We start from the raw sequence: 21481 nt of genomic DNA, 5'->3' as shown, positions 1-21481 counted from the left end.
CAGGCTCGCTCCCACAGGTTTTCGCGGCGTGTGCCAAATCCCGGCGACATGCAAAATCCAGTGTGGGAGCGAGCTTGCTCGCGAAGAGGGCTGCACATTCAACATCTTCATTGCCTGACCCAATGCATTCGCGAGCAAGCTCGCTCCCACAGGTTTTCGCGGCGAATGCAAAAACCCGGCAACACACAAAACCCGATGTGGGAGCGAGCCTGCTCGCGATGGCGGCGGCACATTCAACATCTTCATTGCCTGACCCAATGCATTCGCGAGCAGGCTCGCTCCCACAGGAGATCTGTGTTGATTGGTGGGATTGGAGATCAGCAGGCCACTCAACATTCAGTCAGGGGATTTTTCCTCTTCAGGCAGTTGGGCAAACCACTGCGCATACGGTGTGTTGCTCACCTTGAAGCGGTTGTAATCCGGGCTGCCGTCATCCCACCACACCGGCCCGCGCTCACCCAGCGCGACTTTGGCGTCGTTGACGCGAGCTCTCGCTGACTTCAACGCCTGTGCATCCTCCGCTCGTTTCGCCTCTTTGACCGCACGCCGCGCTGACATGAGTTCGGCTACAAATTCCTCACGCTCGGCGGCTGGCAGTGATGGATTGCTGCAACGCCATAGTTGTTGCTTGACCACAAAATAGCGGCCATCGGGGGTGGTGGGGTACATGGGCGATATCCTGCGTGATCCGGTCTCAGACCGGGTAGGACAACTCGCCGATGAGTTTATCCAGCGTAATCGGATAATCGCGCACCCGTACGCCACAGGCGTTATAGATCGCGTTGGCGATGGCCGCCGCCGCGCCGCTGATACCCAGCTCACCGACGCCTTTGGCCTTCAGCGGGGTGGCATACGGGTCGACTTCATCGAGAAATACTACTTCCTGATGGGGAATGTCGGCGTGCACCGGCACCTCGTATCCGGCCAGATCGTGATTGACGAAAAAGCCGATTCGATGATCCACCGCCAGCTCTTCCATTAATGCCGCGCCGGCGCCCATGGTCATGCCGCCGATGATCTGGCTGCGCGCAGTTTTCGGGTTGAGGATGCGCCCGGCGGCGCACACGGCCAGTTGCCGACGCAGGCGAATTTCGCCGGTCGCCGCATTGACCGCGACCTCGGCGAAATGCGCGCCGAAGGTCTGCTGGGCGAAGCGCTGGGCAAGGTCGCCGTATTCCATGCGGTCCTCGCCCGTCAGCTCGCCATTGGCTGCGGCCTGAGCCAAGGCAACCTGCTGCGAGCCTGCGCGAATTTGCCCGTCGACAAACTCCGCTTGCTGCGGGTCAATCCCGACGGCGTGAGCGGCGGCTTCACGCAGTTTCAGGCACGCGGCATACACCCCGGCAGTGGAGGAGGCGGCGCCCCACTGGCCGCCGGAGCCCGACGATTCCGGAAACCGCGAATCGCCCAAGTGCACCACGACACGGTCCAGCGGCACGCCCATCATTTCGGCAGCGGTCTGGGCGATGATGGTGTAACTGCCGGTGCCGATGTCGGTCATGTCGGTTTCCACGGTGATGACGCCTTGACGATCGAGTCGCACCCGCGCCGCCGAAGCGGTCGTCGGTGCGCCGCGAATCGCCGAGGCCAGCCCGATGCCGATCAGCCAACCGCCCTCACGACGCTGAGCGGGTTGAGGGTTGCGCTGACGCCAGCCAAAGCGTTCGGCCCCAGTGTTCAGGCATTCCACCAACTGCCGTTTGGAGAACGGCCGCGACGGTTGCTCCGGATCGACCTGCGAATCGTTGAGGATGCGCAACTGCAGCGGATCCATCTGCAGCTTTTCGGCCAGTTCATCCATGGCGATTTCCAGCGCCATCATCCCCGGTGCCTCGCCCGGCGCGCGCATCGCCGAACCCTCGGCGAGATCGAGCACGGCGAGATTCAAACGGGTCATGCGATTGGCACCGGCGTAAAGCAATCGGGTTGACGCGGTAGCCGCTTCGGCGCGTCCGCCGCGCAGATTGCCCGACCAGCTCTCGTGGCCGATCGCCGTGATCACGCCGTCACGGTTGGCACCGATGCGCAGGCGCTGAAGCGTCGCCGGACGATGGGTCAGGTTGTTGAACATCAGCGGCCGCGGCAGCGCGACTTTCACCGGTCGCCCGGCATGTCGAGCGGCCAGGGATGCCAACACTGCGTCGCAAAGAATCGTGCCCTTGCCGCCGAAACCACCGCCGATATACGGCGAGATCAGGCGCACATCTTCCTTGGCGATGCCGAGGGTTTTCGCCAGATCGCGCACGCCCCAGTTGATCTGTTGGATCGATGTCCACAAGGTCAACTGCGTGCCGCTCCAGCGGGCAATGGTTGCGTGCGGTTCCATCATCGCGTGGGCCTGGTCAGGCGTGCTGTAGTGCTGATCGATTTGCACGGGCGCAGCGTTGAAGGCGCCTTCGAAATCACCGACGCTGGTCTGCGGCGGCGGGCCGAAGCCGGCCGGTGGCGGTGGGGTTGCGGAGTCTTTCGCCGCCGCAAGATCGAAGGAACCTGGCTCGGCCAGGTAGCGGATGTCGAGCAAGCCGGCGGCCGCGCGGGCCTGTTCAAAGGTGTCCGCGACGACAATCGCCACGGCCTGGTGATAGTGATCGACCTGCGGCCCGGCCAAGGCCCTGGCTACGTAAAACTCGCCTTTGGCCAATGCCCCGGCGTTTTCGTAAGTGACGATGGCGATTACCCCGGACGCCTCCCGCGCTTGCGTCGAATCGATCGAAGCAATGCGCCCTTTGCCGATCCCGGCGCCGACGATATAGCCATAGGCGGCGTCCGGCACCGCTGCGTTTTGCTCGTAGGCGTAGGGAGCGGTGCCGGTGGTTTTCAGCTTGCCGTCGATGCGGTCGGCAGGTTGGCCGATGACGTTCAGCTGGTCGATCGGATTGGCGCCGGCCGGGGTGTCGAATTTCATCTGCGAACTCCTTTCAGACAGGCTGGCGGCGCCCACGTAGCGCGGCGCAGCCATCGATTGACGTCGGATCTCTACGAGCCTAGGCCATCGACGCGCTGCTGATAATGCGCGGTTTCAGGATGGAGTGATGAATCCCGCTCACCAATCCTGATCAACATGACAAATAAGAATACGTTTCAATTACTAATGCGACCGTATACCATGCGCCGCGTTTTCATTGGCGGTTTTGCCCTTCGTTCTGGCCTATTCGTAAAGGTTTTCACCTCATGCGTCGAACTCTGCTTTCCATTTGTGTGCTGCAGGCGTTGTCTTCTTCCTCGTGGGCTGAGTCAGCCGAACCGACTTCTTCAGCCCTTGAGCTTGAAGCCACCGACGTGGTCGGCACAGCGGATTACGAAAGGGCAGACGGCCCGGTGCAGGGCTATCGCGCGACGCGTTCGGCCAGCGCCACGCGCACCGACACTTCGATTCATGAAACCCCGCAGTCAATCAGCGTGGTGACCAAGGATGCCGTCGAAGACCTCGGCGCGACGCGTTTGCAGGATGCGCTGGATTACGCCGGTGGCGTCGGTCGGGCGAACAACTTCGGGGGGCAGGGCCTGACCACTTTCACCGTGCGCGGTTTTACCACCGGTGAGTTCTACCGCAACGGTTTCCCGATCAACCGTGGCTACCCGAACATGCCTGACGCCAACACCATCGAGCGTCTGGAAGTGCTGCGCGGTCCGGCGACCATGCTCTATGGCCGTGGCGATCCCGGCGGTACCTTCAACGTGGTGTCGAAACAGCCATTGCCCGAGCGCACCGTCACTCTGGGCAGCCAGTTGAACGATCAAGGCATGAAGCGCGGCACCCTCGACGCTTCCGGGCCACTCGATGAAGAAGGGCGTCTGGCCTATCGCTTGAATGTGGTGGGCGAGGACGGCGACACCTTCCGCGATCATGTCGAGACCGAGCGCTACGGCATCACGCCGGTGCTGACCTGGCAGGCCACCGACGCGACCAAGCTGATTTTCGAAGGCGATTTCATGCGCAACAACGCGCCGCTCGATCGTGGCGTGACCCGCTACCCGGCGCAGATCGGCACTGCCTCGCGCGATACCTTCTTTGGCGAGAAGGACGTCGGCAAGCTGCACAACGACAACAACATGGCGCAACTGCGTTTCGAGCACATGCTCAACGACGACTGGACCCTGGGCGGCGGTTTCCAGTGGCTCGACGGCTCGCTCAAGGGCAATGCGATCGAGGCCAACGGCATTGCCGCTGACGGCCGCACGCTGGGGCGCAACTTCAACTACCGCAAGCTGGAATGGACCGACAAGGACACCCAGCTCAACCTCACCGGGCATTTCGACACTGGCGGTCTGCAGCACACCTTGCTCACCGGCATCGAGTACGAAGATTACGACTACAAGTCGATCATCCAGCGCTCCAGCGGCGCGGTCAGTGCCTACCCGATCGACATCTTCAATCCGGTTTACGGCCAGCCACGCCCGGCGCTGACCCGCACACCGACCCACGATAAAGAGAACCTCAAGACCTACGCCGCGTTCGTGCAGGATCAGGTCGCCCTGACCGACAAACTGAAAGTGCTGGCCGGCGCACGTTTCGAGCGCTTCGAGCACGATTACGAAACCTACGTGCCCGGCGGGAAGAGCTGGCAGGCCAGCGACAACGCGGTCACCCCGCGTATCGGCGTGACCTACGATTTGACCGAAACCCTGGCGGTGTACGCCAACACCGCGCGCTCGTTCAAGCCCAACACCGGCGCCAGCCGCGAAGGCGGCGGCTTCGCTCCGGAAAAAGGCAAGTCCTACGAGATGGGCGTGAAGTGGGAAGCGCTGGATCAGCAGTTGAGCGTCGACGCAGCGATCTACCAGATCGAAAAACGCAACGTGCTGACCACCGATCCTGTGGATTCGACCTTCAGCGTCGCCGCCGGTGAAGTACGCAGCCGTGGTTTCGACGTCAATGTCACCGGCAATCTCACCCCCGAGTGGCGAGTGGTCGGCGGTTACGCTTACGTTGACGCCGAGGTGACCAAGGACAACACGCTGCGCTCCGGCACGCGCCTGCTGAACATCCCGAAGAACAGCTTCAGCCTGCTTAACATGTACGAGTTCCAGGACGGCACGCTCAAAGGCCTTGGCCTTGGCACCGGCCTGAAATACGTCGACGAGCGCGCCGGGCAGACGTCCAACACCGCGTTTTCCATGGGCAGTTACACCGTGGTCGACCTGCTGAGCTTCTACAAGATCAACGACAAGGTGCGGCTCAATCTCGATGTGAAAAACATCTTCGATCGCGACTACGAAGAAGGCGCCTTCGGCAACGTCTACGCCTACCCGGGCGCGCCGCGAACCGTGCAGGTGGGGATTTCCTACACGCTGTAAATCTCCGCAGCGGTTGCCGCCGACCCATGCTGGCCTGAGAGTGGCATGTCGAAATCAGACATCGGCATGCCGCACTCAGGCTAGTTGCGCGGCGGTCGGGCCACGTAAGGTGAAGCATCATTTCGTCGGCAAAGCGTCTGCGTCGCAGCTTTCGCCTGATGCCGACACTGGAAATGATGATCGCCTGACGCTCAGTCAGTGGCCCAAACGTCGATCATGAGAACAATAAGAACCCATGACTAGCCTGAACCCCAAGGACTCCAACGGTCAGTTGGCGCAAGGTTTCAAACCGCGTCACGTCACCATGCTCTCCATTGCCGGCATCATCGGCGCAGGACTTTTCGTTGGCTCAGGCCACGCTATCGCCGCCGCAGGACCTGCGGTGCTGCTCGCTTATCTGTTCTCCGGTCTGCTGGTCGTGCTGGTGATGCGCATGCTCGGCGAAATGGCCGTGGCGCATCCCGACACCGGCTCGTTTTCCACCTATGCCGATCAAGCCATCGGCCGCTGGGCCGGGTTCACTATCGGCTGGCTCTACTGGTGGTTCTGGGTGCTGGTGATTCCGATCGAAGCACTGGCCGCCGGGCATGTGCTCAATCAGTGGTTTCCCCAGGTCGATGCGTGGTTGTTCGCCTTGCTGTCGATCGTCCTGCTGGTGATTACCAACCTGTTCAGCGTGTCGAAATACGGCGAGTTCGAATTCTGGTTCGCCATGGCCAAGGTCATCGCGATCATCGGTTTCATCGGCCTGGGTTTTGCGGTGCTGATGGGCTGGATTCCCGAGCGCGAAGCCAGTGGCTTGAGCACGCTGATGGCCGAGCACGGCGGCTTTGCGCCCAACGGCATGTCGGCAGTGGTCGGCGCGTTCATCACCATCATGTTCAGTTTCATCGGCACCGAAGCGGTGACCATTGCCGCTGCGGAATCGAACAATCCGGCGCAGAACATCGCCAAGGCCACGCGCTCGGTGATCTGGCGCATCGGCATTTTCTATCTGCTGTCGATCTTCGTGGTGATTTCCGTGGTGCCATGGAACGACCCGCAACTTGCCTCGGTCGGTTCCTACCAGCGCGCACTGGAACTGATGAACATCCCCAACGCCAAATTTCTCGTCGACGTTGTGGTGTTGATCGCGGTGGCCAGTTGCATGAACTCGTCGATCTACATTTCCTCGCGCATGCTCTATTCGCTGGGCCGACGCGGCGATGCGCCGCCGGCATTGAAGGTGACTTCGGCGGCCGGCGTGCCACGCGCGGCGGTCATTGCCAGCACGGTGATCGGCGCAGGCGTAACGTTGCTCAGCTACTTCATGCCGGCCGGGTTGTTCCAGTTCCTGCTCGCCAGCTCCGGCGCAATCGCCTTGCTGGTGTATCTGGTGATCGCCATTTCGCAGTTGCGCATGCGCCGTCGGCTGGAACGGGAAAAGGTCGAAATGACCTTGCGCATGTGGCTGTTTCCGTGGCTCACCTGGCTGGTCATCGCTTTCATCTGCGCGGCGTTGGCAGTGATGATGATCACCCCTGAACATCGCATGGAAGTGAGCTCGACGATTGGCCTGGCGCTGTTGATCTCGTTCATCGGATTGGCCACCAGCCGCCAGCATCGGCCGGCGGGCAGAGTGGCGGCTGCGAGCAAAGCCTAAGCACACAGCGCCTTGAGCCCACGGAAAAACCAGCCGTTCGGGCTCGTGGGCAGATCCTCGCGTTGATTGAGTGAGCCAGTCATCGCGCAGGCTTCACCAGCGAGCGAGCCCATCAATTGCGGCAGCAAGAAGCTGCGCTCGCACTCGCTGGCTGACAGTCCGGTTTTCTCCTGCGGCCAAACAACGGTGGTTTCGGCAAACGAATTCATGGCACACCTCCTCAAAGTTCAAACGTCCAGCACCAAGGTGTCGCTGCCCTGCGCCGGGGCGGCGCAGCAGATCAGCACTTCGTCGTCCGCCAGGCGCATGGCCGGCGGGGTGAGGTAATGCACCTGGCCGCTGCTCAGGCGGGTTTTGCAAGTGCCGCACGAACCGCCGCGGCAGCTGAATTCCGGATTCAGACCACGTGCCTCCGCCAGTTCCAGCAAGGTGCCGCTGCCCGGTTCCCAGCGTGCTTCCTTGCCGGACGTGGCGAACAACACCTTGACCGGTTCTTCCGCGACCGGCACTTGCGGCGGCGCCGGGGTGCTGATTTCGACATCGCGGATCAGCGTCGACGGGCCGAAGGTTTCGGCGTGGATGCGATCATCGGGAATACGCATTTTGCGCAAGCCGTCGTACAGCGCCTGAGTGAAGCTGCCCGGGCCGCACAGGTAGAAATCGTAGTCATCCAGCGGCAGCAGGCCTTTCAGCAAGGCGATGTCGATGCGCCCGGCGTGATCGTAACCCTGCGCTGTTGCGTCCAGCGGCGGCTGGCTGACCACGCGCAGCACCTTGACCTTGTCACCCGCGCGCGCAGCCAAGGCGTCGATTTCTTCGCGAAAGGCCAGATCCTCGACGGTGCGACTGCTTTGCACCACCCAGGTCGGGCGCATGCGGCTGATGCGTTTGCCCTGGTAGACCACCTCGCGCAGCATCGACAGCAACGGCGTCACCCCAACCCCTGCGGCCAACAGCACCAGTGGCCGGCGTTCGGTGGCGTCGACGGTGAAATCGCCTTGCGGCGCGCGGGCTTCGATCAAGTCCAGTGCCTGGACCCGATCATGCAGATGCGAAGACACCGAGCCGTCGCGTTTGACGCTGATGCGCAGAAACTCGTCCGACGGTGCGCTGGACACGCTGTAGGTGCGGATCGACGCGGCGTCCTGACCGTCGAGCAAAACCTTGATCGGCAAGTGCTGGCCCGGTTCGAAGCGCGGCAGGCCAAAGCCATCGTTGGCTTGCAGGTAAAAGGAGCGGATCTGCGGACTCTCATCGACCACCCGCGTGACGTGCAGCGCGCGCCATTGATTGCGCAGCGCCTCGGCCTGCAAACGCTCGCGGGTCTGTTCCCAGCTGCCGGTCATTTGCGAATTGGGTGAATCGCCTTCCGGCTGCTCGGCCCAGCGCAGTGGCAGCGCGGCCTGACGGTAAACGATGCGCTGCGGCTTGAAGCGCCACAGGCGCTCGGCGCCCTGGAACGCGGCGATTTGCGGATCGTCGAGCAGCACTTCTGCGCTGCCGGTCATCTGCAACAGATCGCCGCTTTCGAAATCGATAAAGGTCAGCCCGGCGCGCGGGTTGAGCAGGATGTTGCCCAAGGTGTTGAAGAACAGATTGCCGGAGAAATCCGGGATGGTCAGGGTGCCGTCTTCGTCCATATGCACGAAGCCGGATTTGCCACCGCGATGGGACACATCGACCTGGCGCTCGCCGTCGCGCACCACGTAAGTGGCCACGTAGAACGAGTCAGCGGCGGTGATCATGTCGCGCACCAAGGGTTCGCTGACCGGCAAGTCGAGCGCGTTGTCGGTGGTCTCATCGACGAAGGCGTAATGGCGCAGGTTGATATAGCGCGGGCAGTTGCCGTAAGCCTGGGTCACGCTGATCTCGAGGCTGTCGTCCTTGCGGCGGCTGATATTGCCGTTCATGCGATTGCGCCGACGGGTGTGCAGCTCGATGCCGAGCATGCCGATCGCGTCGCCGGGCTGCAGGCCTTGATTGGCCGGGTCATTGGGCTGGGCGTCGAGTTTGATCTTCAGCACCTGCGGCGACGGCGAATCCATGAACCCAGGTTGACCGGTGCGCAGCGTCGCCCACGGATCGCCCTGGCCATCAACGGCGCCGAGCACGACGAAGGGCAGTTGCGCATAGAACTCGCGGTGCTGGTCCGGCATCCAGTCGCGGGCCAGTTGCCGCTGGCCGACACCGACCATCATCTCCACCGCGCCGACGGCACGTTGCAGGGTCAGCTCACCTTCATGCCAGGGCGAGGGCTGCGGTTTCGACGCTGTGTCCATTTCGATTCTCCTCGGGTACAAACGGGCCGGTGAGCCGCCTGGGGCTGAAGCTCAAGTGGGCTCATGTTCGCCCCCGGCCGGTTGCGAGGGAATGGCCAGAAACTGCAATCCACTGTTTCACTCGGTGAAATGATCCCTACGCGCGCCTAAGGAGGCGGGGGATTATTTCACTGGCTGAAATGCTCGATTGTATTGGCTGAGGATTCCGCGATTTGCGGCAGGGGAGCAGGATGAGCCCCATCGACACGATCAGCGGGTCGACCTCAAATAATCCAGGAGCACGTCATGTCCCAGTCAGCCGTCAAACTGTACCGCCATCCGTTGTCCGGCCACTCGCATCGCGTCGAGTTGATGCTTTCCCTGCTGAATGTTCCGACCGAACTGGTGTTCGTCGACCTGATGAAGGGCGCACACAAAACCCCTGAATTTCTTGCTCTCAACCGTTTCGGCCAAGTGCCGGTGATTGACGACAACGGCACGGTGCTCGCTGATTCCAACGGCATTCTGGTTTATCTGGCGAGCAAATACGGCAACGGCCAGTGGCTGCCGAGCGATCCGGTCGAGCAAGCCAAGGTGCAACGCTGGTTATCGGTGGCAGCCGGGCAGATCAGCTCCGGCCCGGCCACAGCGCGCTTGATCACGGTGTTCGGCGCGGGTTACGACGCGGCTGATGCGATCAAGCGTTCCCACGCTTTATTGCAAGTGATGGAAGACGAGTTGGGCAACAGCGCATTCCTCGCCGGCGACAAAGCAACCGTTGCCGATGTGGCCGCCTACACTTACGTCGCCCACGCACCGGAGGGCAATGTCTCGCTGGATGAATATCCGAATGTGCGGGCGTGGCTCGGGCGGGTCGAGGCGCTGCCGAAATTCGTCGGCATGCAGCGCACAGCGGTAGGCCTGCAAACAGCTTGACTCACAACGATGCACATCCCCTGTGGGAGCGAGCCTGCTCGCGAAGGCTTTCTGTCAGTCAACATCAGAGTTGAATGACACACCGCTTTCGCGAGCAGGCTCGCTCCCACATGATTTCACTGTGTTTTCGAGGTTTTTTACAGGTTCTCGTCTATGGATCGTTTTCAGGAAATGCGCATGTTCCTGGCCGTGGCCGAGGAGGGTGGCTTTGCGGCGGCGGCGCGGCGTTTGAACACGTCGCCACCCAGCGTCACCCGTGCCATTGCCGCGCTGGAACAACGCATCGGCACGCGCCTGTTATCGCGCACCACGCGCAGCCTGCACCTGACCGAAGCCGGGCATCGTTATCTGGACGATTGCCGAAGAATTCTGTGCGACGTCGACGAAGCCGAAGAGGCCGCCGCCGGCAGTTATCGGGTGCCGTGCGGGCATTTGAGCGTGACCGCGTCGGTGCTGTTTGGCGAGCTGTTCATCGCGCCGTTGCTGGCGCAATACGTCGACGCGTTTCCTTCGGTGCATCTGAAGGCCTTGCTGGTCGATCGCGTGGTGAACATGGCGGAAGAGGGTATCGATGTCGCCGTACGCATCGGCCATCTGCACGAAAACAATCAGCATGCAATCAAGGTCGGCGAGGTCCGCCAAGTGATCTGCGGCACCCCCGATTACTTCGCCCGCTATGGCCGACCGCAACATCCGAACGAGTTGAGCCGCGCCAATATCGTCATGTCGTCTGCCAGTCATTTGCTCAGCGATTGGCAATTCGCCCATGCCGACGGGCCGTTGAGCTTTCGCTTCGAACCGCGTCTGGTGGTCACGGCGAATCAGGCGGCAATCAACATCGCCAGCTCCGGTTGGGGCATTACCCGCGTGCTGTCTTATCAAGTCGCCAGCCAGGTTGCGGCCGGTGAACTGGAATTGGTGCTGGAGGCCTTTGAGCCGCCGGCGTTACCGGTGCAACTGGTCTATCTGAAACATCCGCGCGTACCGGCGAAGGTGCGCACGTTTGTGGATTTTCTCAGCGAACGTCTACAACATCATCCAGCGCTGAAAGCCGTGAACAGAGTTCACGGCTAAGGCTTCAAGTTTCAATTCAGCGACGGATCACTTCGCGGCCGCAGCGGTTTCGATCAGGCTGGCGACGGCTTTCGGGTTGGACACCATCACCACGTGCGAAGCGCCTTTGACCACGACGGTCTGCTTGGAGTGCGCGCGCTCGGCCATGAACGCCAGGGCTTGCGCCGGGATGTTCTTGTCCTGGTCACCGTAGACGAAGTACGACGGCACGGTTTTCCATGCAGGCTCGGTGGCGGCTTCGTTGAGCGCGGCGACGGTCACCGGGCGTTGTGTGGCGGCCATCAGCTTCGCATCTGCCAGGGAAACATCGGCAGCGAACTGCTCATGGAATTTGTCCTGCTGGATGTACAAATCCTTGCCACCATCGGCCAGCTCAACCGGGGCCGACAGGGTCGGGCCAAGGGTGCTGCCAGGGAAACGGCCGGACAATTCGGCTGCGGTTTCGCCCTTTTCCGGGGCGAACGCGGCGACGTACACCAGCGCTTTGACATTGGAATTGCCGTAAGCGGCTTCGCTGATCACCGGGCCACCGTACGAGTGCCCGACCAACACCACCGGAGTTTTCACGCTGGCCAGCACATCCGCCACCGATTGCGCATCACCCTTGACCGAGCGCAGCGGGTTGGCCGCGGCGATCACCGGGTAGCCATCCTTCTCGAGAATCTTGACCACGCCGTTCCAGCTGCTCGAATCGGCAAAGGCACCGTGCACCAGCACCACGGTAGGTTTAACCGGTGCGGCGAACGCAGCGGTGGCGCCGAACATGGCAGCGGTGAGGGCGAGGGTAGCGAAGACTTTGTTCATGGTGATGTCCTGTCGATTGGTTAAGGTAGGAATGGAAGCGACAGGGGTATTTAGCGCGCTAAATGTGTCAGTTCTGTGTGCGCAAGGCTGAACTTCGCATGCGTGTGTATCTGTGTCGGCAAATGCTACACGCTGATACAAAGCGACCCATCCGCTCAGATCGCGCGGCGGATCTTGCCCGGGGCCTCGCCGTAGGTTTCCTTGAATTTCTTGCTGAAGGCAGCTTGCGACTGATAGCCGACCTGCACGGCAATGTCATTCAGGCCCAGATGCGAATGGCTGAGCAGACTGAACGCCAGCTCCATGCGCAACTGGGTCAGCAGCACCCACGGCGACACGCCAGCGACCCGGGCGAAGGTGCGCATGAACGTTGCACGAGACATGTTCGCGGTGTCGGCCATGGCTTCGATGGTCCACTCGTGCGCCGGGTCGGCCAGTATCGCCTGACAGGTGCGGCCGAGGCGCTGGTCGCCGAGCAGCGCCAGGGTGCTCTTGTCCTGCTCCGCACGGGCCAGGTGCGCACGCAGAATCAAGGTGAACAAGGCTTGGGACAGTGAATCGAGGAGGAACCGCGCGCCCGGCTGTTCGCTGTCGGCTTCGCTGCGCAACAGCGCAATCAGGCCGGTCAGCGGCGCATCCACCGGCAAGCCGTCGTTGGCAATCAACAGGTAATCGGGGAGGGCGGCGAACAGCATCGACGCGCGGTTGTAATGAAAGCCACCGCAGAGCATGTCCAGATCGGCGCTCGCGCCGCCCAGCCGATAGATCGGCAACACCCCGCCGGGAACCAGCGTTGGCGACATCGCCGCTACGTTTTTGCCGGTACTGTGCAGCACGTGCGGCGTCCCCCGTGGCAACAGCAGAATATCGCCGGCGCGCATCGCCAGGCGTTGTCCGCTGGCCAGTTCAACCCGGCATTCACCTTTGAGCACGATGTGATAGGGCGCCTTGCCCAAGGCTTCCTGTTGATGATCGCGTGCCCAGTCGCCTTGGAACTGGCAACGCAGATCGAGGCTGCCGCGCACGTTGGCCAGGCTGATGAGTTTATCGAGCGAGTTCATTGGCACCCATCACGATGGAAATCCGCAAAGTTGAGACGATTGAGCAAGACGTTGAGCATGACCGACAAAAGCGCGATTCGGTAGCACCGCAGACTGACTCCACTTTCATTGATCTGGAGAAGTCGCATGTTCACCTCAATCAACGCCGGACTACAACAGCTCGGCAAACTCGATCGCCTCGGTATCCCGCTGATGCGCGTGGCCATCGCCATCGTCTTCCTGTGGATCGGCGCGCTGAAATTCGTCCCGTACGAAGCCGACAGCATCACGCCCTTCGTCGCCAACAGCCCGGTGATGTCGTTCTTCTACGAACACCCGCAGGACTACAAGGCGCACCTGACCCATGAGGGCGAGCTGAACGCCGACAAGCGCGCCTGGCAGACCGCGAACAACACCTACGGCTTTTCCACCGGGCTTGGCGTGGTGGAAATCCTCATCGGTCTACTGGTCCTGTCCAACCCGCTTTCCCGCCGCACCGGCCTGCTCGGTGGCGCGCTGGCGTTCGCTACGCCGCTGGTGACCCTGAGCTTTCTGGTCACCACGCCTGAAGCCTGGGTCGCTGCGCTGGGCGATGGTCAGCATGGCTTTCCCTATCTGTCCGGCGCCGGACGCCTGGTGCTCAAAGACGTCCTGATGCTCGCCGGAGCGCTGCCGGTCATGGCCGATTCCGCGCGCCAATTGCTGACTGAACGTCAGGCCTGAATTCCTCATCCTTTATAGAGAGATCACACCATGAAAACGTTTATTGCTTTGACCCTGGCCATCCTCGCCGGCAACGTGTTCGCCGCCTCCGAACCTGCGCAGACCGGCGTGCCACTGGATATCGCCAAGACCATCAGCATCACCGACACCAGCGCCGCCTGCGGAATTGTTCCGGTGGAGGTCGTCTATGAAGACAGCCACGGCCAGCGGCATGTCGCCACGTACAACGTGCTCGGCGATGGCTGCGGTGGCGATTAGCTCAGGTTTGGCCCATAACTGCAGCGGACTCGAATTGCTCAGTCCGCTGCAGCGTTTCCGGAACACCGATCAACAGCAGCAGAAACGCCGCCGCCGCAACTCCGGCAAGAGTCAGGAACGCTGCGCTGTAACCGGCGGCCTCGACGACAAATCCGGCCAGCCCATTGCTCAGCGCCGCGCCCAGACCAAACGCTGTGGTCAGCGCGCCGAGGCTGACATTGAAATGCCCGGAGCCGAGGGTCAGATCCTTGACCATCACCGGGAACAGCGCGCCGAACAGCCCAGCGCCAACGCCGTCGAGCAGCTGCACGGCGACCAGCCAGTACGGATCATCCGAGAAGGTGTAGAGCAAGCCACGCAGCGGCAGGATCAGAAAACCCGCCAGCAATAACGGTTTGCGTCCCCAGACATCGGCTTTCGCACCGGCCAGCAGCGCCATCGGCACCATCACCAGTTGGGCGGCGACGATGCACGCCGACGTCAGGGGCGTGGCCATGTGCAAATTGGCTTGGGCGAGTTTCTGACTCACCAGCGGCAGCATCGCCGCGTTGGCCAAGTGGAACAGCGCGCAGCACAGGGCAAACATCAGTAACGGGCGATTGCTCAGCAGTACCTTGAACCCGGATGGCTGATGACTTTGGTCACCCGGCTGCAAGCCGCGCGCGACGTCATGATCAATCGCCTCGGCCGAGACGAACAGAACGGCAATCACACTGGCCAGCGCCATCACCGCCATCAGATAAAACACCGCCACCGGACCGAACAGATAGGCAAACAAACCCGCCAATAACGCCGCGCACGCGTTGCCGGCATGGTTGAACGTCTCGTTGCGACCGGTACGCCGGGTGAATGCTCGCGGGCCGGTGATGCCCAGGGTGATCGCGGAAATCGCCGGGGCGAAAATTGACGCTGCCGCCGCGCTCAAGGCTTGAGTCAACGCCACCAGACTGAATGACGAAATGAACGGCAGCAGCAGACAACTCACCGTGACCAGCAGCGCGGCGATCATGACCAGCGCCCGTTTCGCCCGGCTGCTGTCAACCAGCGCACCAGCGGGCGTCTGCGTGACCAGCGCGGCGATACCGGCGAGAGTCATGACCACGCCGATGCTGGCCGGGTCCCAGTGGTGCACGGCGAGCAAGTAGATGGCGAGGTACGGCCCGAGGCCGTCGCGGACATCGGCGAGGAAGAAATTCAGACTGTCCAGCGAGCGGTTGTTGCGGCGATCGAGATGGCTGATCACGGGGGGCAGTCTCTTGGAAGTGAGGTCTGCGTAAATGTATCAACCTCGGCAAACCTAATGACCGAAGCGGCGGGGGATTAGTTGCAGGACGGCGGAGCAGTTGCTGCTCCGCAGATATTCATGCATCAGGCGTTTGCAGTACTTCGATCCATAACGCGCCTTTGCCGGAGGCCGCTTCACCGACACGCTTCAGCGCGCCATCCTTGTTCACCGCGTACGTACCGACCTTGGCGCTTTTCTCGCCCGTCACCAGCAGCCAGCGGCCATCGGGGGAGAAGGCGATATTGCGTGGTTGCTGTTCTTGCACCGGGTAGTTGTCGAGAAACGTCAGTCCTCCCGTTGCCGCATCCACGGCAAATGCCGAGACGCTGCTGCTGGTGCGCTCACTCATCAGCAGCAGCTTTCCATCCGGCGACATGCGCAGGTCGGCAGCCCATATGCGCGGGGTCGGGTCGTCTTTCAAATCGTTGTTGCGCGCATCCCGAACTTCGCCGTGGGCCAGCTCCAATCGCTCGGGAATGCCATTGGCTTCAGCGATTCGGGTCAACGCGCCGCTGGTTTCGTCGATTGAGAACGCAGTCACAGTGCCGCTCATCTCGCCAACGACGTAAAGGAATTTGCCGTTGGGCGAGAACGCCAGGTGCCGGGGACCGGTTTTCTCCGGAACGCTGACCGAGCCGCTGCCGATCGGGCTGAGCTCGCCAGTCTTGGCATCCAGGCGATATTGCAGCACCTTGTCGGTGCCCAGGTTGCCGGCGTAGGCAAAGCGATTGCTCGGCTCGGTGCGAATCGAATGCGCGTGCAGGCCGGTCGGATAACGCAGGATGTTGGCGGAAGGTTGATGATCCTCGCCGATCTTTTGAACGCTGAGCGCATCGGCGCCGTAGGACGCCGCGAGCAGGTAGCGACCTTTTCGATCGGTCGACAGGTAGGCCATGCTCTCTGCCAGGGGCGCTTGGGTAAACTTTGTCAGATGACCGCTTTTGGAGTCGATCCGATAGCCCAGCACCTGGAAAGGCTTGACCCGCAACGCTGCAAACAGCACTTTGCCGTCCGGGGTGAGGGCCATGGGATTGACCTGGTCGCCGGCCTGGATCTGCTCAACGAGGGTGAGTGCGCCGTTGTTCTGATCAAGGCGATATTGCGAGATCAGACCGTCGCCGGGGCTTGAGATGTAAGCGTAAGTAGCGGCGTTGGCCGTCACGCTCAACGTGGAGGCGAGCGCAGCGATCAAGAGGGATTTTTTCATCATTTCCAGCCTTATTGTTGTTGTGATCAGTCATCCTATGAGTGATTGGCTGGGGCATCAATGGCTATTTCGGTGGCCTGTAACGTCGCTACGCTTATTTGACATGCCTGTTCTAGATGATTTTGATCAGCGGAAATGATCGGAGAGGGTGGTCGTGATTGAGGTTTGACACATTTTTACATACTCTCCCGTTAGCGTTGTTGTACGACATCCTACCTAATGTGCGCAGTGCAACAACTCTCACAAAAACAATAACGGAGATACCCCTATGACGAGCATGGCTCCACTCGATCATCAGGCCGCTGCGAAACCGCAAAACCTGTTCCTGCGTACGCTGAAACTGCTCGGCCCCGGCATTATCGCCGTGCTGTCGTGGCTCGGTGCGGGCGATCTCATCACGTCTTCAGTGGCCGGTGCGAACTACGGCTACGCGATGATGTGGGTGCTGGCGGTCTCTTTGCTGTTGAGATACCTGATCGTCAACATCATTGCCCGGTTCCAGCTGTGTAATAACCAAGGCATGACCATTCTTCAGGGCTACGCCCAGCTCAACCCGGTGTTTGCCTGGTTCATGCTGGTTTATGCGTTGTTGATGGGGCACTTGATGAACGCCTACATGATCAAGGGGGCAGGGGAGTCGCTGGCGATGCTGTTCAAGATCGATCAGCCATTGCTGTGCTCGGTGGCGGTGGTGCTGGCGGTGTGGATGCTGGTCGGGCGCAACATCTACACGATGATCGAAGGCGTGATGAAGCTGCTGCTGGCGATCATGACCCTGGCGTTCATCGCCTTGGCGGTGATGTCCGGTCCGGATGTCAGCGGCATCATCAAAGGCACCATCGGCTTCAGCATTCCGCCGGACGAAGGCGTGCATGGCGCGTTGCTGGTGGCGGTTTCAGTGATCGGTGCGGTTGCCGGCTCGATCGCCAACTTCGTGCACCCCTATGTCATGCGCCAGAAAGGCTGGACCGGGCCGCAGCACAAGCGCATTCAACGTAACGATCTGCTGTTTGCGGTGTTCGTCGGGATCATCATCAACCTGGCGATCTGGATCGTCGGTGCGGAAATCCTGCGGCCCAACGGCATCGAGGTGAAAACCTTGGGCGATCTGGGCAAGGCGCTGGAAATCTTCTTCGGCCCGATCGGCTGGTATGTGTTCTTCATCGGCGTGTTCGCGACCCTGTTTGCCAGTATTTCAGGCAAGACCACGGCGTTCCCGATGCTGATCACCGATGCCTTCCAGCATGTTCGTCCTGAGCGTCGCGAGAAGTACGGCAAAGAGTTCCATCATGACCCGATGCACAAGTGGTTCATGCTGTTCATCCTCGTCACGCCGCTGATCTGGTCGATGCCGGGCATGCCGGATTTCGTCACCCTGACCATTGGTGTCAGCGCATTGAACATCATTGGTTTGCCGGTGATTTCCCTGGGCCTGCTGATCATGTCCAACCAGAAATCGCTGCTGGACAAGCAATACCGCAACAACCTGTTTGAAAACATCGCGCTGATGTTTGCTACGGGTCTGGCGCTATGGGTAGCGTTCCAGTTGGGCGTTGATCTGTTTACTTGATGGGAAGCAGTCGAGGGGGCAAACGCCCCCTCGAATAGCCGCTTACAGCGGCACATCCATTTCGATCCGGCGCCAGGCTGCTTCGGAAAAGCTGTACACCGAAAACGCGATCAGCCCCAACGCCATCAGCATCAACAGCACCCCACCTGCCGGCAGATTCTGCAAAGCATCCAGCGCTTCCTTCATGCCGGGTGGATTGGTCGCTTGGTAAACCGAGCCGCTGACCGCCATCAACACCGCAATCTCGATAAACACCACGCCTCGGGCGATCAGGCCAAAGCGCGACACCGGGCGCACGTAACGCATCACTTCGTCATCCGCTTCGAAGTATTTCTCGAACGTGGCCTTCCAGCCTTTGATGATGTGGGCGATACCGACACCCAGCGGGATCAGCGCGATCAGGTAGATCAACAGGTTGGAATGCTCGAATGACAGCAGCTGCGCGAGCAGATCCTTGGTCTTGCCATCGCCGGAACCGCCCGAACTCCTGAGGCCACTCACCAACAGGCCCAGGGCAAAGAAGGCCAGCGCCGCATTGACCAGACCGCCAGCGAGCAAACCTGCGCGAATGACCAGGCCTTTGAACTCGCTGCCGTGGTGGTCGACATCGCGGATCGCTTGCAGTGCACGCCAGGCGGCGAAGGCCAGCAGGCCGGCGACCACAACACCGATCAGCACATAGCCGAAGGGCTGGCTGAGCAATGCTTCAAGGCTCTTGTGGCTGTCTTTCGGTTTGGTGGAGTCGTGCGCCGCCAGCAGCGCGAAGATACCGATAATCAGATACAGAACACCGCGCGCGGCGTATCCGCCTCGGGCAAGCAGGACAAGTGTGTGTTGAGTGGACATGGGGTTTACTTCCAGGGAATCGATGTGAAGCAGACCCGTGGACGGGGCAGGGGTTCGATAAATGCGTCGCCCTTGGGCGACGCGCGCCTTATCAGCCTGCCATTCAGTGCTCGCCGCGCTTGAGCCTCATAAAGGCGTGGTCAGCGAAAATGGAATGCGCAGCTCTTCGACCGGCCCTGAATCCCGGCCGCACATTTCGTCGTGCACGCATTGTTGCACCAGTACGCAGGGAAACGCCGGCACGGTCTGCAGCAAGTCGCGCAGGTGGGTGATCGAACGCAGGTGCATTGGCTTGGCCGCGTCATCGAGCAAGGTGAACTGGCCTTGATCCACGCGAATCCTCGCCAGATAAAAACCACCTTCTAGTGACAGCAGCTCCAGTTCGCGAACTTCACTGTTGGCCGCACGTTCGGTGAGGGTTTGCAGATTCATGCTTCACTCCTTGCCTACCAGGGCAGGCGTTCTCCATCGTAGGCGAAGAAATGGCCGCTATCGGCCGGCGTCAGCGTGTCAATCAGACTCAGTAATTGCGCAGCGGCAATGTCTGCCGGGCGGGCGCTCGAGGCTCCGCGAAAAGGTTGCGACAACGGCGACACCACCGTGCCCGGGTGCAGGCTGAGCAAGCGACTCTGCGGCCGAGTGCGCGAAAGCTCGATGGCGGCGGTCTTGATCAGCATGTTCAGCGCAGCCTTGGAGGCGCGATAGGCGTACCAGCCGCCCAAACGGTTGTCGCCGATGCTGCCGACTTTCGCCGACAGCATCGCCATCGCGCCTTGAGGCGCAAGCAATGGCAGAAAGTCGCGCAGCAGCAATGCCGGCCCCAGCGTGTTGACTTGAAACACGGCCTGCAGCGACTCGGCTTCGATTGCGCTGTAGCTTTTTTCCGGCTTGATCTGGTCGCGATGGAGGAGGCCGGCCGCGTGAATGATCAGGTGATAAGGCGCTTCGGCTGCCAGTTCGGCGGCGGCGCTGGCGATCGTTTCGGGCTGCTCGAGGTCGAGCTTCGGCACAGTTTTGCGTCCCAGCGCACGGACGCTGGCGCAGCGTGGATCCTGGTTCAAATGTTGGCAAAACGCCGTGCCGAGGGCGCCACTGGCACCGATCACCAAGGCGCGATAACCGTCGCCGAACGAGGCCAGGGTCAACCCACTGCTCATGGGTTCGCTCCAGCGTTCTGGCGCCGGAAGAACACCGTCACCTGACCGACTTCGAAACCCCACTTGGACATGCGGGTGCGGTTGATCAGCGTGTCTTCTTCGACCAGATACATCCAGTCGTCCATGCTCATCTCGTAAGTCGAGTCGTCGACCGGCAGATTCAGGCGATAACGCCAGTGGAAGGTGTTGCCTGCGATCTGGCCCTGAGCAACTCCGACCACATCATGCGCGCGACCGCTCCACTGACCATTGCCCCCGGGAGTGAGGGTCCAGACTCGGCGTTCACGGGTGCCGTCGCTGTAACGGAAGCGCTCGTCGAGGATCAGGTTTTCACCTTCACGACGGCTGGCGATATCGACCTCGAAACGCTTGACCACTTCGCCGTTGCGCTTCTGAAACATCCCCCAGGCTTTGACGGGCTGACTGAAAAACTGCTCCAGATTCAAAGCCGGTTGCTGATCCGCATAACGAGCAACATCGACACTGCCGCAACTTGCAATGCTGAGCGCCAGTCCTAACAGCAGCAGAAATCGGGTCATCTTCCTACTCCTTGAGCTTGTACAGTTAACAGGCTGTGTATAGGCCTAGCGCCGGCCGATCAGCTGGAGAAATTCCTGCCGCGTCGTCGAGCTGTCGCGAAAGGCACCGAGCATGACCGAGGAGGTCATGATCGAATTCTGCTTCTCGACGCCGCGCATCATCATGCACATGTGCCTGGCTTCAATAACCACCGCGACACCGGCAGCATCGGTGATCTGCTGGATCGCCTGAGCAATCTGCCGAGTAAGGTTTTCCTGGATCTGCAGGCGCCGCGCGAACATGTCGACCACCCGCGCCACCTTCGAAAGCCCCAGCACCCGGCCAGTGGGGATATACGCCACATGCGCCTTGCCGATAAACGGCAGCATATGGTGCTCACACAGCGAATAGAGCTCGATGTCGCTGACGATCACCATCTCATCGCTCTGCGACTCGAACAGCGCACCGTTGGTGACGTCTTCCAGGCTCATCGCGTAACCGTTGCACAGGTATTGCATCGCCTTGGCGGCGCGCTGGGGCGTATCCAGCAACCCCTCGCGTTCCGGGTTTTCACCGACGCCAACGAGGATTTCACGGTAATGGCTGGCTAGTAGTGGGCTCATTCGGGTTACTCGTGGCGGTGCGGGTTAAGGACACAGTCGGGTGAAAAGGTTGTACGCATACAGGTTGGCTGTATAGGTTTTATTGAAGATAGGCTGAAAAGGATCAACTGACAACGCATCGGTGGTTTTTTTGTGCGGGTTTGGGATTGCAGGCAGGAAAAACATGGGGCCAGGTTTGGTGAGTGGCTTGCTTGGGCCAGATGTACGGGCGTCTCAGCTGATAGCTGCCGGTGGCGGATGG

At 61.0% G+C, this 21481-nt stretch carries 20 protein-coding genes and 1 pseudogene; 8 read left to right on the top strand and 13 right to left on the bottom strand.

Going from position 1 to position 21481, the window contains the following annotated elements:
- Positions 1-336: 336 nt before the first annotated feature.
- Entirely contained in the window at positions 337-669 is a 333-nt protein-coding gene (locus tag D6877_RS12290) for a hypothetical protein (RefSeq protein WP_130910955.1), read from the bottom strand.
- Between the two features lie 25 nt (positions 670-694).
- Positions 695-2905 (bottom strand): aldehyde oxidoreductase molybdenum-binding subunit PaoC, encoded by a 2211-nt coding sequence (paoC, locus tag D6877_RS12285; protein ID WP_130910954.1) that lies wholly within the window; start codon positions 2903-2905, stop codon positions 695-697.
- Positions 2906-3171: 266 nt separating this feature from the next.
- Here paoC and D6877_RS12280 point away from each other — a divergent pair, with 266 nt between their 5' ends.
- Both D6877_RS12280 and gabP read left to right on the top strand, forming a co-directional pair.
- Positions 3172-5298 (top strand): TonB-dependent siderophore receptor, encoded by a 2127-nt coding sequence (locus D6877_RS12280; RefSeq protein WP_130910953.1) that lies wholly within the window; start codon positions 3172-3174, stop codon positions 5296-5298.
- Positions 5299-5533: 235 nt separating this feature from the next.
- Positions 5534-6940: a GABA permease gene (gene gabP, locus D6877_RS12275; protein ID WP_130910952.1), complete on the top strand. Its 1407-nt coding sequence runs from the start codon at positions 5534-5536 to the stop codon at positions 6938-6940.
- On the opposite strand, the gene D6877_RS12270 is transcribed toward gabP, so the two are convergent.
- Together D6877_RS12270 and D6877_RS12265 are read right to left on the bottom strand one after the other, a co-directional pair.
- Entirely contained in the window at positions 6937-7149 is a 213-nt protein-coding gene (locus tag D6877_RS12270; RefSeq protein ID WP_130910951.1) for a hypothetical protein, read from the bottom strand. The two genes, gabP and D6877_RS12270, sit on opposite strands and share 4 nt — an antisense overlap.
- Before the next feature lie 18 nt (positions 7150-7167).
- Entirely contained in the window at positions 7168-9219 is a 2052-nt protein-coding gene (locus D6877_RS12265; RefSeq protein WP_130910950.1) for a pyridoxamine 5'-phosphate oxidase family protein, read from the bottom strand.
- A gap of 285 nt (positions 9220-9504) precedes the next feature.
- On the opposite strand from D6877_RS12265, the gene D6877_RS12260 reads away from it, so the two are divergent.
- The 3 genes and pseudogenes from D6877_RS12260 (at position 9505) to D6877_RS12250 (ending at position 11208) form a co-directional block, all read left to right on the top strand.
- Complete coding sequence (locus D6877_RS12260; protein WP_130910949.1) at positions 9505-10134, top strand: glutathione S-transferase; 630 nt, start codon at positions 9505-9507, stop codon at positions 10132-10134.
- Between the two features lie 22 nt (positions 10135-10156).
- Positions 10157-10243, top strand: a pseudogene (locus tag D6877_RS29885) (metal ABC transporter ATP-binding protein); the annotation flags it as partial.
- A gap of 44 nt (positions 10244-10287) precedes the next feature.
- The gene (locus D6877_RS12250; RefSeq protein WP_041480329.1) at positions 10288-11208 is read left to right on the top strand and encodes a LysR family transcriptional regulator; all 921 of its coding nucleotides are present in this window, start codon (positions 10288-10290) and stop codon (positions 11206-11208) included.
- A gap of 27 nt (positions 11209-11235) precedes the next feature.
- Here the strand turns inward: D6877_RS12250 and D6877_RS12245 are convergent, their stop codons facing one another.
- Together D6877_RS12245 and D6877_RS12240 are read right to left on the bottom strand one after the other, a co-directional pair.
- Positions 11236-12012 carry an alpha/beta hydrolase gene (locus D6877_RS12245; RefSeq protein ID WP_130910948.1) on the bottom strand — a complete coding sequence of 259 codons (777 nt, stop codon included), beginning with the start codon at positions 12010-12012 and terminating at the stop codon, positions 11236-11238.
- A gap of 155 nt (positions 12013-12167) precedes the next feature.
- A complete protein-coding gene (locus D6877_RS12240) occupies positions 12168-13073 on the bottom strand; it encodes an AraC family transcriptional regulator (protein ID WP_130910947.1) in 906 nt (301 codons plus the stop codon).
- A gap of 126 nt (positions 13074-13199) precedes the next feature.
- Between D6877_RS12240 and rclC the strand changes: the two genes are divergently transcribed.
- Positions 13200-13775, top strand: a complete 576-nt coding sequence (gene rclC, locus D6877_RS12235; RefSeq protein WP_095180050.1) for a reactive chlorine resistance membrane protein RclC — start codon at positions 13200-13202, stop codon at positions 13773-13775.
- A gap of 30 nt (positions 13776-13805) precedes the next feature.
- Entirely contained in the window at positions 13806-14033 is a 228-nt protein-coding gene (locus D6877_RS12230; RefSeq protein WP_130910946.1) for a DUF2790 domain-containing protein, read from the top strand.
- Position 14034: 1 nt separating this feature from the next.
- On the opposite strand, the gene D6877_RS12225 is transcribed toward D6877_RS12230, so the two are convergent.
- Together D6877_RS12225 and D6877_RS12220 are read right to left on the bottom strand one after the other, a co-directional pair.
- Positions 14035-15276: an MFS transporter gene (locus D6877_RS12225; RefSeq protein WP_130910945.1), complete on the bottom strand. Its 1242-nt coding sequence runs from the start codon at positions 15274-15276 to the stop codon at positions 14035-14037.
- A 118-nt stretch (positions 15277-15394) separates the two neighbouring features.
- Positions 15395-16528: a lactonase family protein gene (locus D6877_RS12220; RefSeq protein WP_130910944.1), complete on the bottom strand. Its 1134-nt coding sequence runs from the start codon at positions 16526-16528 to the stop codon at positions 15395-15397.
- Between the two features lie 265 nt (positions 16529-16793).
- On the opposite strand from D6877_RS12220, the gene D6877_RS12215 reads away from it, so the two are divergent.
- On the top strand, positions 16794-18095 hold the full coding sequence (locus D6877_RS12215) for an Nramp family divalent metal transporter (RefSeq protein ID WP_024013001.1): 1302 nt from the start codon (positions 16794-16796) through the stop codon (positions 18093-18095).
- 42 nt (positions 18096-18137) lie between these two features.
- Here D6877_RS12215 and D6877_RS12210 read toward each other — a convergent pair whose 3' ends face one another.
- From D6877_RS12210 to folE, 5 genes are all read right to left on the bottom strand, one after another.
- Positions 18138-18941, bottom strand: a complete 804-nt coding sequence (locus tag D6877_RS12210; protein WP_016774775.1) for a DUF1206 domain-containing protein — start codon at positions 18939-18941, stop codon at positions 18138-18140.
- Between the two features lie 126 nt (positions 18942-19067).
- Positions 19068-19373, bottom strand: a complete 306-nt coding sequence (locus D6877_RS12205) for a DUF6482 family protein (RefSeq protein ID WP_016774774.1) — start codon at positions 19371-19373, stop codon at positions 19068-19070.
- Positions 19374-19387: 14 nt separating this feature from the next.
- Positions 19388-20098: an SDR family oxidoreductase gene (locus D6877_RS12200; RefSeq protein WP_130910943.1), complete on the bottom strand. Its 711-nt coding sequence runs from the start codon at positions 20096-20098 to the stop codon at positions 19388-19390.
- A complete protein-coding gene (locus D6877_RS12195) occupies positions 20095-20637 on the bottom strand; it encodes a DUF3833 domain-containing protein (protein WP_130910942.1) in 543 nt (180 codons plus the stop codon). The genes D6877_RS12200 and D6877_RS12195 overlap by 4 nt, the downstream gene beginning before the upstream one ends.
- Before the next feature lie 45 nt (positions 20638-20682).
- On the bottom strand, positions 20683-21240 hold the full coding sequence (gene folE / locus D6877_RS12190; protein ID WP_016774771.1) for a GTP cyclohydrolase I FolE: 558 nt from the start codon (positions 21238-21240) through the stop codon (positions 20683-20685).
- Positions 21241-21481 lie beyond the last annotated feature (241 nt).

It is taken from the genome of Pseudomonas sp. Sample_9, from assembly GCF_004307535.1.
Taxonomy (GTDB): Bacteria; Pseudomonadota; Gammaproteobacteria; order Pseudomonadales; family Pseudomonadaceae; genus Aquipseudomonas; species Aquipseudomonas mercuritolerans.
This window is presented reverse-complemented; position numbering and strand designations above follow the sequence as displayed.

Bases quoted from the DNA above. Each gene is read 5' to 3' on its own strand.
- D6877_RS12290 (WP_130910955.1), bottom strand. From the start codon at position 669: ATGTACCCCACCACCCCCGATGGCCGCTATTTTGTGGTCAAGCAACAA.
- paoC (WP_130910954.1), bottom strand. From the start codon at position 2,905: ATGAAATTCGACACCCCGGCCGGCGCCAATCCGATCGACCAGCTGAAC.
- D6877_RS12280 (WP_130910953.1), top strand. From the start codon at position 3,172: ATGCGTCGAACTCTGCTTTCCATTTGTGTGCTGCAGGCGTTGTCTTCT.
- gabP (WP_130910952.1), top strand. From the start codon at position 5,534: ATGACTAGCCTGAACCCCAAGGACTCCAACGGTCAGTTGGCGCAAGGT.
- D6877_RS12270 (WP_130910951.1), bottom strand. From the start codon at position 7,149: ATGAATTCGTTTGCCGAAACCACCGTTGTTTGGCCGCAGGAGAAAACC.
- D6877_RS12265 (WP_130910950.1), bottom strand. From the start codon at position 9,219: ATGGACACAGCGTCGAAACCGCAGCCCTCGCCCTGGCATGAAGGTGAG.
- D6877_RS12260 (WP_130910949.1), top strand. From the start codon at position 9,505: ATGTCCCAGTCAGCCGTCAAACTGTACCGCCATCCGTTGTCCGGCCAC.
- D6877_RS12250 (WP_041480329.1), top strand. From the start codon at position 10,288: ATGGATCGTTTTCAGGAAATGCGCATGTTCCTGGCCGTGGCCGAGGAG.
- D6877_RS12245 (WP_130910948.1), bottom strand. From the start codon at position 12,012: ATGAACAAAGTCTTCGCTACCCTCGCCCTCACCGCTGCCATGTTCGGC.
- D6877_RS12240 (WP_130910947.1), bottom strand. From the start codon at position 13,073: ATGAACTCGCTCGATAAACTCATCAGCCTGGCCAACGTGCGCGGCAGC.
- rclC (WP_095180050.1), top strand. From the start codon at position 13,200: ATGTTCACCTCAATCAACGCCGGACTACAACAGCTCGGCAAACTCGAT.
- D6877_RS12230 (WP_130910946.1), top strand. From the start codon at position 13,806: ATGAAAACGTTTATTGCTTTGACCCTGGCCATCCTCGCCGGCAACGTG.
- D6877_RS12220 (WP_130910944.1), bottom strand. From the start codon at position 16,528: ATGATGAAAAAATCCCTCTTGATCGCTGCGCTCGCCTCCACGTTGAGC.
- D6877_RS12215 (WP_024013001.1), top strand. From the start codon at position 16,794: ATGACGAGCATGGCTCCACTCGATCATCAGGCCGCTGCGAAACCGCAA.
- D6877_RS12210 (WP_016774775.1), bottom strand. From the start codon at position 18,941: ATGTCCACTCAACACACACTTGTCCTGCTTGCCCGAGGCGGATACGCC.
- D6877_RS12205 (WP_016774774.1), bottom strand. From the start codon at position 19,373: ATGAATCTGCAAACCCTCACCGAACGTGCGGCCAACAGTGAAGTTCGC.
- D6877_RS12200 (WP_130910943.1), bottom strand. From the start codon at position 20,098: ATGAGCAGTGGGTTGACCCTGGCCTCGTTCGGCGACGGTTATCGCGCC.
- D6877_RS12195 (WP_130910942.1), bottom strand. From the start codon at position 20,637: ATGACCCGATTTCTGCTGCTGTTAGGACTGGCGCTCAGCATTGCAAGT.
- folE (WP_016774771.1), bottom strand. From the start codon at position 21,240: ATGAGCCCACTACTAGCCAGCCATTACCGTGAAATCCTCGTTGGCGTC.